Source organism: Enterovirga sp. (assembly GCF_035325185.1).
GTDB lineage: Bacteria > Pseudomonadota > Alphaproteobacteria > Rhizobiales > Beijerinckiaceae > Enterovirga.
This window is the reverse complement of the sequence record NZ_DAOLAJ010000085.1, coordinates 3383-15098: the sequence shown is the minus strand read 5'-3', so window position 1 is coordinate 15098 and position 11716 is coordinate 3383. Positions and strand designations below refer to the sequence as shown.

Here is an 11716-nt window from a genome sequence, read left to right as displayed (position 1 = left end):
GCGAGCGGCAGGGCTGTTGCATATGGCGGTTTCCGCCGCGCCAACCCTCCCCCCCCCCCTTGCGGTGGGGAGGGCGAGCGGACGCGAAGCGTCCGACCGGGGTGGGGGCGCGTCGACGCGAAAACCCAAGCCTCACGATAGGCGGCAGCACCCCTCACCCGGCTCGGCCTTCGGCCGAGTCCGCCCTCCCCACCGCAAGCGGTGGGAGGGTTGGTGCGGCGGAAACCGCCAGATGCGATAGCCCCGCCCGCCCGGGAGGCGGCCAAGCCGCCTTGACGCCCGTCGATCCCTCTCCCGTCCTGTGATCCTGCGACGCCATGATCCTCCTGGAAGATGACGACATGATCCGGGTTGTCCAGGATCCTGGTTAACGCCTCCTTAAAATCCGCGATGGGCTGCCGCGCGCGGGAGCGCATTGCCCCCTTCCGGGGCCGCGTGATAGCCGGCCTCATGTCCATGCCGATCCTCATCGCCCCTTCGGTGCTCGCCGCGGATTTCGGCCGTCTGGCCGAGGAGGTGCAGGCGGTCGACCGGGCGGGCGCCGACTGGATTCACCTCGACATCATGGACGGGCATTTCGTGCCCAATATCAGCTTCGGGCCGGAGATCGTGCGGACGATCCGCAAGGTCACCGCGAAGCCGCTCGACGTCCATCTGATGATCGCCCCGGCCGATCCTTATCTCGCCGCCTTCGCGGAGGCGGGGGCCGATCTTGTCACGGTCCATGCCGAGGCCGGCCCGCATCTCCACCGCTCGCTCCAGGCGATCCGGGCGCTCGGCAAGAAAGCAGGGGTCGCCATCAATCCGGGCACGCCGGAATCGGCGGTCGAGCCGGTGCTCGACCTCGTCGATCTCGTCCTCGTGATGACGGTCAATCCGGGCTTCGGGGGCCAGAAATTCCTCGATGCCCCGCTCGAGAAGGTCCGGCGCATCGGCGCGATGATCGCCGGTCGCGACATCGCGATCGAGGTGGATGGCGGCATCACGACCGAGACCGCCCCCCTCGCCGCCGCCGCCGGGGCGAGCGTCTTCGTCGCGGGCTCGGCCGTCTTCGGCCAGGGCCCGGATTATGCGCAGCCCATCGAGGCCATCCGCGCCGCGGCAGAGCGGGCGACCGGGCAATGGACCTGACCTTCCCTCTTCCGCCCGTCGCGGCACATGCTGAAGGACTCTGAGGACCGATCATGATCCCCCGCTATTCCCGCCCCGAGATGACGGCGATCTGGTCGCCGGACACGAGGTTCCGCATCTGGTTCGAGATCGAGGCCCATGCGACGACGGCGCTCGCCGAGATGGGCGTCGTGCCGAAGGAAGCGGCCGAGAAGGTCTGGGAGAAGGGCCGGGACGCGGTCTTCGACGTCGCGCGCATCGACGAGATCGAGCGCGTCACCAAGCACGACGTCATCGCCTTCCTGACGCATCTCGCCGAGATCGTGGGGCCGGAGGCGCGCTTCGTGCACCAGGGCATGACCTCCTCGGACGTGCTCGATACCTGCCTCTCGGTCCAGCTCGCGCGGGCGACGGACATCCTGATCGCCGACGTCGATGCGCTGCTCGGGCATCTGAAGACCCGCGCCTTCGAGCACCGCATGACGCCGACCATCGGGCGCTCGCACGGCATCCATGCGGAGCCCGTCACCTTCGGGCTGAAGCTCGCCGGCTACCATGCCGAGTTCCAGCGCGCCCGGGCGCGGCTCGTCGCGGCGCGGGCCGAAATCGCGACCTGCGCGATCTCGGGCGCGGTCGGCACCTTCGCCAATATCGACCCGAGGGTCGAGGCTTATGTGGCACAGAAGATGGGCCTCGCGGTCGAGCCGGTCTCGACCCAGGTCATCCCGCGCGACCGCCATGCGATGTATTTCGCCACGCTCGGGGTCGTCGCCTCCTCGATCGAGCGGCTCGCGATCGAGATCCGGCACCTCCAGCGCTCGGAGGTGCTGGAGGCGGAGGAGTATTTCGCCGTGGGCCAGAAGGGCTCCTCGGCCATGCCGCACAAGCGCAATCCGGTCCTGACCGAGAACCTCACCGGCCTCGCCCGCATGGTCCGCGCCTATGCGATCCCGGCCATGGAGAACGTCGCCCTCTGGCACGAGCGCGACATCTCCCATTCCTCGGTCGAGCGCATGATCGGCCCCGATGCGACCGTGACGCTCGACTTCGCTCTCGCCCGCCTCGCCGGCGTCGTCGAGAAGCTCGTCATCTACCCGCAGAACATGCAGAAGAACCTCGACCGGCTCGGCGGCCTCGTCCATTCCCAGCGCGTGCTGCTCGCCCTGACGCAGAAGGGCGTCTCGCGCGAGGATGCCTATCGGCTCGTCCAGCGCAACGCCATGCCGGTCTGGCGCGGGGAAGGCGAGTTCCTCGCCCTCCTCAAGGCCGACCCGGACGTGACCGCCTCGCTGTCTGCGCAGGAGATCGAGGAGCTGTTCGATCTCGGCTATCACCTCAAGCACGTGGACACGGTCTTCGGCCGCGTCTTCGGCGCGGGCGCCTGAGGTCCGAAACCCGGCGAAGGCTCGGTCGTTGTCCCGACGGGGCCTTTTCAGCCGAGGCCCGGAAATGATCTCGGACCGTCTGTTCTCGAAACTCGTCCGCGCCTTCGTCCGGCGCGGAAGCCTGACCGTGACCCAGGAAACCGGCCGCCGCATCACGGCCGGGGATGGAACCGGACCTGCCGTCGAAGTGCGTCTTCTCGGGCGCGGCGCGAGCCGGCTGCTCGCCCTCGACCCGGAGCTTCATCTGGGCGAGCTTTATGCGGACGGACGGTTGATCCTGGAGCGCGGCACCCTCACCGAATTGTTCCAGCTCCTGCTCCGGGACAGCCGGGGTGACCGGCGCCTGCTGCGCCACCCGCTGAGGCGCGCCCTGAGGGGCGCGGCGCAGGCCCTCGCGCCCGCGATCGGCGCGACCCGGGCGCGCAGGAACGTCCGGCATCACTACGACCTGTCCAGCGCCTTCTACGACCTCTTCCTCGACAGGGAGCGGCAATATTCCTGCGCCTATTTCGAGCATCCCGGCCAGTCGCTGGACGAGGCCCAGCGGGCCAAGCAGCGCCACATCGCGGCCAAGCTCCTGATCGGGCCCGGCGACCACGTGCTCGACATCGGCAGCGGCTGGGGCGGACTCGGCTTCTACCTGGCGGAGATCGCGGGGGCGGCCTCCGTCACCGGCATCACCCTGTCCACGGAGCAACTCGACCATGCTCGCCGCGAGGCCGAAAGGCGCGGGCTCGCCGGCCGCGTCTCGTTCGAGATGCAGGATTACCGGGCCGCGCGCGGCCGATACGACCGGATCGTCTCTGTCGGCATGTTCGAGCATGTCGGCTCCAAGAGCTACGAAGCCTTCTTCGCCGCGCTTTCCCGGCTGCTGGCGCCGGGCGGCGTCGCGCTCCTCCATACGATCGGGCTGACCTGCGCGCCCGGCTACACCAATCCCTGGATCCGCCGCCACATCTTCCCCGGCGGCCACCTGCCCTCCCTCTCGGAGATCATGCCGGCCGTCGAGCGCTCGGGCCTCGGCGTCACGGATGTCGAGATCCTGCGCCTGCATTATGCGGACACGCTGGCCCATTGGGGCCGTCGCTTCGCCGAGCGGCGCGAGGAAGCCGCCCGCCTCTACGACGAGCGGCTCTGCCGCATCTGGGAATTCTATCTCGCAGGAGCCGAGGCGTGCTTTCGCTGGGAAGATCTGGCGGTATTCCAGATCCAGCTCAGCCGCGACAAGGACGCGGTCCCGCTCCGGCGCGGCTATATCGAGGAGCGCGAGCGCGAACTCGCCCGGCGCGAGCGCGCTCTCGCGACGGTGCCGGGCTGGCCCGCGCCCCAGCGCAAGCCCCGCCGGGCCGCAGTCCCGGCGCGAAGCGCAAGCGGCGGACGGGCTTCGCCCTCATCGCGCGACGCGGTATAGGGCGCCCCGCAGGAGGCGAGGACCAGCATGACGATTCTTCCGCGCGCCGCGCGCCGCAGGGCCGATGTCCCGTGCCCGGCCTTTCCCGGGAGCCCCCGCTGAGGGCGGCTCCGGCCGATCGCGCCATGGATTCGAGTCAGCAGCTTGCCCTGGGCAGCATCGCGGTCGCCGTTGCGGTGCTGATCCTGAAATACGCCGCCTATCACGTGACCGGGAGCGTCGCGCTCTATTCGGACGCGCTCGAGAGCATCATCAACGTGGCGACCGCGCTCGTCGCCCTCTACGCCATCCGCGTCAGCCTCCAGCCGGCCGATGCCAACCACCCTTACGGGCATTCGAAGGCGGAATATTTCTCGGCGGTTTTCGCGGGCGCGCTGATCGTGGTGGCGGCGCTGCTGATCCTGCGCGAATCCTACGACGCCTTTCTCTCGCCGCGAAAGATCGAGGCGCCGGCCCTCGGCCTCGCCATCAACGGGGCCGCCTCGCTGCTGAACGCAGCCTGGGCCCTCATCCTCATCCGGCGCGGCAGGAAGCTGCGTTCCCACGCCCTCGAGGCCGATGGCCGCCACCTCATGGCGGACGTGGTCACCTCGGTCGGAGTACTGGTGGGCCTCCTCGCGGCGATCGCGACGGGAATCCCCCAGCTCGACCCCGTCCTCGCCTCGCTCGTCGCCCTGAACATCCTCTGGTCCGGCTGGCAGGTGATGCGCGAATCGGTCGGCGGCCTCATGGACCAGGCCGCCCCGCCCGAGACGATCGCGCGCATACGCGAGTTGATCGCGACCCATGCGGAGGGTGCGATCGAGGCGCACGACCTGCGCACCCGCCATGCCGGCCGCATGACCTTCCTCGATTTCCACCTCGTGGTGCCGGGCGCGCTCACGGTGTCGGAGGCCCACGACATCTGCGACCGCATCGAGCGGGCCATCCGCGCCGAATTCGAAACCTGCCTCGTCACCATCCATGTCGAGCCGGAGAACAAGGCCAAGCACGCCGGCATCGTGGTGCTTTAGGTTCTCTAGAGGCCGCTCCCGAGCGGATAGTTCGGGCTCTCGCGGGTGATGGTCACGTCGTGGACGTGGCTCTCGCGCAGGCCCGCCCCGGTGATGCGGATGAACTGCGCCTTCCGGCGGAACTCCTCGAGGTCGGCGGCGCCGACATAGCCCATCGCCGCGCGCAGGCCGCCGGCGAGCTGGTGCAGGACGTTGGAGACGGGGCCCTTGTAGGCCACCTGCCCCTCGACGCCTTCCGGGACGAGCTTGAGGGCGTCCCGCACCTCGGCCTGGAAGTAGCGGTCGGCCGAGCCGCGCGCCATGGCCCCCACCGATCCCATGCCGCGATAAGCCTTGTAGGACCGCCCCTGGTAGAGAAACACCTCGCCCGGCGCCTCGTCGGTGCCGGCCAGCAGCGAGCCGACCATGGCCACGGAGGCGCCCGCCGCGAGCGCCTTGGCGAGGTCGCCGGAATACTTGATGCCGCCGTCGGCGATCACCGGCGTTCCGCTCTCATGGGCGGCCTCGACCGCCTCCATGATCGCCGTGAGCTGCGGCACGCCGACGCCCGCGACGATCCGCGTCGTGCAGATCGAGCCCGGCCCGATCCCGACCTTGAGCGCATCGGCACCGGCATCGATCAGCGCCTTTGCCCCCTCGCGCGTCGCGACGTTGCCGGCGATGACCTGGACGGAATTGGACAGCTTCTTGACCCGCGTCACGCTCTCCAGGACCCGGACCGAATGGCCGTGAGCCGTGTCGACCACGATCACGTCGCAGCCCGCGTCGATCAGCCGCTCGGAGCGGACATAGCCCTCCTCGCCCGTCGTCGTCGCCGCCGCGACGCGGAGCCGGCCCTGGTCGTCCTTGGCCGCGTGCGGATAGGCGACCTGCTTCTCGATGTCCTTGACGGTGATGAGGCCGATGCAGCGGTAATGGTCGTCGACGACCAGCAGCTTCTCGATGCGGAACTGGTGCAGGAGGCGCTTCGCCTCCTCCTGGCTCACCCCCTCGCGGACGGTGATCAGCCGGTCCTTGGTCATCAGCTCCGAGACCGGCTGGCTCCGCGTGGAGGCGAAGCGGACGTCGCGGTTGGTCAGGATGCCGACCAGCTTGCCCCGGGAGCCGTTCGGCCCGCGCTCCACCACGGGAATGCCCGAAATCCCGTTCCGCTCCATGGTGCCGAGGGCGTCGGCCAGCGTCTCGTCGGGATGGATGGTGATCGGGTTCATCACCATGCCGGATTCGAATTTCTTGACCAGCCGCACCTGCTCGGCCTGCACCTCGTGATCGAGGTTGCGGTGGATGACGCCGAGTCCCCCGCTCTGAGCCATCGCGATGGCCATCCTCGCCTCGGTCACCGTATCCATGGCCGAGGCGATGATCGGCAGGTTGAGCGAGATCGATTTGGTGAGGACCGAGCGCAGGCTCGCATCGCCGGGGAGAACCTCCGACCGTCCCGGCCGCAGCAGGACATCGTCGAAGGTCAAGCCTTCAAAGATTTCAGGACGCCTCGAGCCGTCGTTCATGCCAACCCCTCTCGACCGGGGCCGGGCGGCGCGCGGGGCGACGCGGCCTCCGCGGCCAGTTGGCAAGGGGCGCTAGCACGCGCGCCGCCGCCCCGCCAGTCTGTTGCGCTGCAATGCACATGGGATCGACGCACATGCCGTGTTGCAGCGCATATTGAGACTCCCGGATATGGAGGGCCGCGCTCTGCCGCATTGACCCGGCCCGCGCCGCTGCCTAGGCGTGCCCCCCGCGGGAATGGTCCCGACATGGGAGATCCGGCTTGCAGGCGAGCGCGACGAGCAGGCGAGAGGCACCTTCGGCGGCCGAGCGGCTGGACGCCCTGGCCTTCGGCCTCCTGGCCATCGTCCCCCTCGGCATGGCCCTGGTCAACCGCTCGGCCCAGCCCATCCTCGTCGCGGCCGCCCTCGCCGCCCTGGCCGCCCGCGCCGTCTCGGGCGATCTCGGCCTCATGCGCCAGCGCATCCTCGCGACGCTGGGGCGCCCCATCGGGTTGCTCTGCCTCGCCTTCCTGGCCTTCGGCGCCGTCTCGATCGGCTGGGGACACCACTTCAAGACGTCGATCGCCGCCTATGGCGAGTTGCTTCTGGCGAGCGCGGCGGCACTCGTGCTCCACGCCTGCCTTCCCCGGCCGATCCCCGCCTGGGCGCTGAAGCTCGCGACCATCGCCTTCGCCTTCGGCTGCCTCTCGATCGTCGTCGAGCTGTCCACGGGGATGGCCTTTCGGATGCAGCTCGGCGTGCGCAGCTACGTCTTCATCTTCAAGCGCTCCGTGACCGCGATGCTGATCCTCTTCTGGCCGCTCGCGATCCACCTGTGGTTCACCGGCAGGCGCCCCATCGCCGGCGCCCTGCTCGCGCTCTTCTGCATCGCCGTCTTCTTCGCGCATTCGAGCGCGACGGCGATGGGGCTCGCGATCGGCCTCGCCGTCGCCCTCCTCGCCGCCTTCTCCCTCCGCGCCGCCTCGCGGGCGCTCGCGGCCGGGCTCGTCGCGGCGATGCTGGTCGCGCCCGTGCTCGGCGACGCCGCCTTCCGCCTCCTGCCCCCCAAGGTCGTCGAGCGCCTGAACTTCGCCCATGCCGACCAGCGCCTCGACGTCTGGCAGAGCTTCGGCGAGGTGGTGAAGCGGCGCCCCATCGGGGGCGTCGGCTTCGGGACCAGCTCGCGCATGGCGCAGGAGCCGGTCGCGAGCGAGGTCCCGTCCGAGCATCGCGTGATGCTCGGCGCCTGGCATCCGCATAACGGCTATCTCCAGATCTGGGCGGAGACGGGGCTCGTCGGAGCCGCCCTGGCCGGCGCGGCCCTGGCCCTTCTCGCCCTCGGCCTCGGCCGGCTCCCCCTGCCCCAGGGAATGGCGGGAGCCGCCACCCTGGCGGCAGCCGGAGCGATCATGCTCGTCGGACACGGCATCTGGCAGGGATGGTGGAGCGCCGTCCTCGGCATCGCGGCCCTCTGGACGGCGCGGCTGCCCGCCGCCGGAACCGGGGAGGTCAGCCCGGCTCGGAGCCGGCCGGCGCCCTCCCCCTGAAGCCGGTCGCAAGGACGTAAAGCTCCGCCGAATCGGAGCGGCTGGCGGCGGGCTTCACATGCCGGACCGCCGCGAAGTCGCGCTTGAGGTCGGCGAGCAGCGCGCCCTCGGTTCCCCCTTGCAGGACCTTGGCGAGGAAGGCCCCGCCCGGCGCCAGGACCTCGCGCGCGAATTCAGCCGCCGCCTCGGCGAGCCCCATGATCCGCAGGTGATCGGTCTTCTTGTGGCCCGTCGCATTGGCGGCCATGTCCGACATGACGAGATCGGCCTCTCCGTCCAGGAGTTCCCGCAGGCGCCCGGGCGCCTCCGGCGCCATGAAGTCAAGCATGAGGAGATCGATTCCGGGCAACGGGTCGATCTCCAGGAGGTCGATGCCGACGACCCGCCCCCGCCCCGCGGCCCGCCCCACACGCGCGGCGGCCACCTGCGCCCATCCGCCCGGCGCCGCGCCGAGATCCACGACCCGCCCGCCCGGCTTCAGGAGGCGGTACTTGTCATCCATCTCGATCAGCTTGTAGGCCGCGCGCGAGCGATAGCCCTCGCGCTTCGCGCGCGCGACGTAGGGATCGTTGAGCTGGCGCTCCAGCCAGGCGCGCTGGGAGGGGGTCCGGTTGCCGCCCTTCCTGACTTTCATGCGCCCGGCCGGCGCGCCCGCGCGCTTCGGCCGGCCCTGCTCCCCGGTGGTCAAATGCGTCTCCGCCTCACCCAGACCTTGTCCTCGAGCATCATGGACATGAGGATGCCCTCCCGGAGCCCCCGGTCGGCGATGCGCAGGTACGGCGCCGGAAAGGCCCGGCGGATGGCTTCGAGGATGGCGCAGCCGGCGAGGACGAGATCGGCCCGGTCCCGGCCGATGCAGGGATTGCTCGCGCGCTCCTGGATGCTCGATTCGATCAGCTTGTCGGTGACCGTCTCGATGTCGTCGCCGCGCATCCACATGCCGTCGACGCGCCGGCGGTCGTAGCGCTCGAGGCCGAGATGGATGCCGCCGATCGTCGTGACGGTCCCGGAGGTCCCGAGCAGGTGGAAATTCGGGGTGGCCGCCGCCGCGCCCGCCTTCAGCGCGAAGGGCAGCAGCCGGCCGCCTACCTCCGCCACCATGTCCTCGAACACGCCATGGGTGACGCGGGTCGAGCCGTAGCGCTCGGCCAGGGTCACGACGCCCGTCGGAAGGCTGTCCCAGGCGCGGATGCGCTCGCTTGCGCAGATTTCGTCGCCGCCCGTCTGGCCGTCGAGCCACGCAAGCTCGGTCGAGCCGCCGCCGATATCGAAGATGACGACCGAGCCCGCCTTGGGATGGGCCAGCGACGCGCAGCCCATCACGGCGAGGGTCGCCTCCGTCTGCCGGTCGACCACCTCGATCTCGAGCCCGACCTCCGCGCGCACGCGCTCGATGAATTCGGCGCCGTTGGAGGCATGGCGGCAGGCTTCCGTCGCGACGAGGCGGGAGCGGACGACGTTCCGCGCCTCGATCTTGGCCTTGCAGACACGGAGCGCGCCGACCGTCCTGTCGATCGCCCCCTCGGCGAGCCGGTCGCCGAGACCCAGCCCCTCCCCGAGGCGCACGATCCGCGAGAAGGCGTCCACCACGCGGAACTCGTGGTAGGAGGGCTCCGCGATCAGGAGCCGGCAATTGTTCGTGCCGAGATCCAGCGCGGCATAGGCCGGCGCCGCGCGCCGGGCCTGCGAACGCCCGCGGCCGGATACGGGACGGGACTGAGCGGCGCCGGGCGTCCGCCCGCCTCCGGCCGGGGCGTCTCCCCCCAGGCGCCCGTGCTCCAGCCCGGCAGGCGCGAGATGACAACTGAGATCCGGCAAGGCTCCGACTTTCTCGAGCCGGCCCGCGCGCGGCCGGCTCCGTGGATGGAACCTAACAAGCAGAACCCGCAAGTGCCAAGTGCATCACGGAACTGCATCCCCGTGAAACCGCGCCGCGCTCTTGCAAGGGACATCGGGCCGCCCTTTCGCGGGCGCGCTTGCGGGCGATATGCGTTATCCGATTCGCCATCGGCAGCCGGGACACGCCCATGACCACCCAAGCGCAGCGGCGCTCCGCCTATTTCGAGCCCGAGCACGACATGCTCCGGGAACAGGTCCGGCGTTTCGTCGAGGAGGAGGTGAAGCCCCACGGCCTCGCCTGGGAGGAGCTGGGCCATGTCCCGCGCGAGGTGCTGCGCCGGATGGGCGATCTCGGCTTCCTGGGCATCCGCTATCCGGCCGAATATGGCGGCTCCGAACTCGACACCCTGGCGACGGTGGTCCTGGCGGAGGAACTGGGCCGCTCGACCTTCTCGGGCTTCGCCATCACCGTGCTGGTCCATACCGACATGGCCTCGGTCCACATCGCCCATGCGGGCTCGCCGGCGCAGAAGGCGGCGCACATGGCCGACATCGTGGCGGGCCGCAAGATCTGCGCCGTCGCCGTGACGGAGCCGGGCGCGGGCTCGGACGTGAAGGCCATCCGCACCCGCGCCCGGCGCGAAGGCGACGACTACGTGATCGACGGCTCGAAGATCTACATCACCAACGGCGTGCTGGCCGATCTCTATTGCGTCGCCGTGAAGACGGGGGGCGAAGGCGAGAGGCCGTCACGCTCGATCTCGATGATCCTGGTCGAGAAGGGCACGCCGGGATTGCGGGTCGGCCGCGCCCTCGACAAGCACGGCTGGCGCTCGTCCGATACGGCGGAACTCTTCTTCGAGGATTGCCGCGTGCCCGCCGCGAACCTTCTCGGCGAGGAGGGCCAGGGCTTCTACGCCATCATGCGCAACTTCCAGAACGAGCGCACGGTGATCGGCGCCATGGCGGTCGGCGAATCCCAGGCGGCGATCGACCTGACGCTGGACTGGCTGACGAGCCGCCGGGCCTTCGGCGAGCCGCTCTGGGCCAAGGGCGCGATCCGCCAGCGCCTCGCGATGCTGCAAGCGAAGGTGGAGGCGGCGCGCCAGTTGGTCTATCATGCCGCCTGGCTCGACGCACAGGGGCACGAGGCGACCCGAGAGGTCTCCATGGTGAAGGCTTTGTGCGGCGATCTCGTCAACGAAGTCATGGCGGCCTGCCTGCAATTTCACGGCGGTCTCGGCTTCATGCGCGAATCGACCATCGAGCGCATGACGCGGGACGCGCGCGTGCAGACGATCGGCGGCGGCGCGACCGAGGTGATGCTGGAAGAAGTGGCCAAGCGCATGGGCCGGTGAAGCGCATCCGCGCCCGAGAAGGACGACCGACGTGAAACGATTAGCCCTGATCCTGGCGGTCCTCGCCGCGCCCGGCCTCGCCGGCTGCATGAGCGGCGGCGGAGGCGGCTCGGCCGGTTCCGACGTCTCGACGGACAGGTTCAAGCGTTCCTCCGACACGCTCGGCACGCAGCAGCGCCGGATGGACGTGTATGGCGGCGCCACCAGCCCCGTTCTGCCCACGATGGGCGCGATCGGCTACGGAAAATAGGCCGGAGCGGCCCATGGTCCCGGATCGCCGCTTCCGTCTCTTCCCGACAGGGATCGGCCCGGTCGGGATCGTCTGGACGCCCCGCGGCATCGCGGGCGTGCAGATTCCCGCCGCCGATGAGCCGGCGACGCGACGCGCGCTGCTCCGACGCTTCCCCGGCGCGCAGGAGGCGGCGGCTCCGCCGGAGATCGAAAGCGCGATCGCGGCCATGCGCTCCCTCCTCGCCGGGCAGAGGACCGACCTGTCGGCCCTGCCGCTCGATCTCGAAGGCGTCTCAGCCTTCGAGCGGCGGGTCTACGAGATCGCCCTCACGATT

10 protein-coding genes and 1 pseudogene are annotated in these 11716 nt (G+C 70.1%); 8 read left to right on the top strand and 3 right to left on the bottom strand.

Annotation, left to right across the window (positions count from 1 at the left end; all coding sequences use genetic code 11):
* Positions 1-450 precede the first annotated feature (450 nt).
* The 4 genes from rpe (at position 451) to PKD06_RS14870 (ending at position 4919) form a co-directional block, all read left to right on the top strand.
* Complete coding sequence (rpe, locus tag PKD06_RS14885) at positions 451-1131, top strand: ribulose-phosphate 3-epimerase (RefSeq protein ID WP_324381398.1); 681 nt, start codon at positions 451-453, stop codon at positions 1129-1131.
* Between the two features lie 53 nt (positions 1132-1184).
* A complete protein-coding gene (purB, locus tag PKD06_RS14880) occupies positions 1185-2495 on the top strand; it encodes an adenylosuccinate lyase (protein WP_324381396.1) in 1311 nt (436 codons plus the stop codon).
* Positions 2496-2559: 64 nt separating this feature from the next.
* Positions 2560-3906 (top strand): cyclopropane-fatty-acyl-phospholipid synthase family protein, encoded by a 1347-nt coding sequence (locus PKD06_RS14875; RefSeq protein WP_324381394.1) that lies wholly within the window; start codon positions 2560-2562, stop codon positions 3904-3906.
* A 125-nt stretch (positions 3907-4031) separates the two neighbouring features.
* Positions 4032-4919, top strand: a complete 888-nt coding sequence (locus tag PKD06_RS14870) for a cation diffusion facilitator family transporter (RefSeq protein WP_324381392.1) — start codon at positions 4032-4034, stop codon at positions 4917-4919.
* A gap of 5 nt (positions 4920-4924) precedes the next feature.
* Here the strand turns inward: PKD06_RS14870 and guaB are convergent, their stop codons facing one another.
* Positions 4925-6427 carry an IMP dehydrogenase gene (gene guaB, locus PKD06_RS14865; RefSeq protein ID WP_324381390.1) on the bottom strand — a complete coding sequence of 501 codons (1503 nt, stop codon included), beginning with the start codon at positions 6425-6427 and terminating at the stop codon, positions 4925-4927.
* Positions 6428-6687: 260 nt separating this feature from the next.
* Here guaB and PKD06_RS14860 point away from each other — a divergent pair, with 260 nt between their 5' ends.
* Positions 6688-7953 (top strand): O-antigen ligase family protein, encoded by a 1266-nt coding sequence (locus tag PKD06_RS14860; protein WP_324381388.1) that lies wholly within the window; start codon positions 6688-6690, stop codon positions 7951-7953.
* Here PKD06_RS14860 and PKD06_RS14855 read toward each other — a convergent pair.
* Both PKD06_RS14855 and PKD06_RS14850 read right to left on the bottom strand, forming a co-directional pair.
* Positions 7916-8587: an RlmE family RNA methyltransferase gene (locus tag PKD06_RS14855; protein ID WP_324381402.1), complete on the bottom strand. Its 672-nt coding sequence runs from the start codon at positions 8585-8587 to the stop codon at positions 7916-7918. The genes PKD06_RS14860 and PKD06_RS14855 overlap by 38 nt on opposite strands.
* A 50-nt stretch (positions 8588-8637) precedes the next feature.
* Positions 8638-9606 carry a Ppx/GppA phosphatase family protein gene (locus tag PKD06_RS14850; protein ID WP_324381400.1) on the bottom strand — a complete coding sequence of 323 codons (969 nt, stop codon included), beginning with the start codon at positions 9604-9606 and terminating at the stop codon, positions 8638-8640.
* A gap of 374 nt (positions 9607-9980) precedes the next feature.
* Between PKD06_RS14850 and PKD06_RS14845 the strand changes: the two genes are divergently transcribed.
* From PKD06_RS14845 to PKD06_RS14835, 3 genes and pseudogenes are all read left to right on the top strand, one after another.
* Positions 9981-11150 carry an acyl-CoA dehydrogenase family protein gene (locus PKD06_RS14845; RefSeq protein ID WP_324381386.1) on the top strand — a complete coding sequence of 390 codons (1170 nt, stop codon included), beginning with the start codon at positions 9981-9983 and terminating at the stop codon, positions 11148-11150.
* Between the two features lie 31 nt (positions 11151-11181).
* Positions 11182-11400, top strand: coding sequence for a hypothetical protein (locus PKD06_RS14840; RefSeq protein ID WP_324381385.1), 219 nt, complete (start codon positions 11182-11184; stop codon positions 11398-11400).
* Positions 11401-11413: 13 nt separating this feature from the next.
* Positions 11414-11716 (top strand): annotated as a pseudogene (locus PKD06_RS14835) (cysteine methyltransferase); the annotation flags it as partial.

Excerpts from the sequence above, each read along its gene's own strand:
- rpe (WP_324381398.1), top strand. The coding sequence starts at position 451 with ATGTCCATGCCGATCCTCATCGCCCCTTCGGTGCTCGCCGCGGATTTC.
- purB (WP_324381396.1), top strand. The coding sequence starts at position 1,185 with ATGATCCCCCGCTATTCCCGCCCCGAGATGACGGCGATCTGGTCGCCG.
- PKD06_RS14875 (WP_324381394.1), top strand. The coding sequence starts at position 2,560 with ATGATCTCGGACCGTCTGTTCTCGAAACTCGTCCGCGCCTTCGTCCGG.
- PKD06_RS14870 (WP_324381392.1), top strand. The coding sequence starts at position 4,032 with ATGGATTCGAGTCAGCAGCTTGCCCTGGGCAGCATCGCGGTCGCCGTT.
- guaB (WP_324381390.1), bottom strand. The coding sequence starts at position 6,427 with ATGAACGACGGCTCGAGGCGTCCTGAAATCTTTGAAGGCTTGACCTTC.
- PKD06_RS14855 (WP_324381402.1), bottom strand. The coding sequence starts at position 8,587 with ATGAAAGTCAGGAAGGGCGGCAACCGGACCCCCTCCCAGCGCGCCTGG.
- PKD06_RS14845 (WP_324381386.1), top strand. The coding sequence starts at position 9,981 with ATGACCACCCAAGCGCAGCGGCGCTCCGCCTATTTCGAGCCCGAGCAC.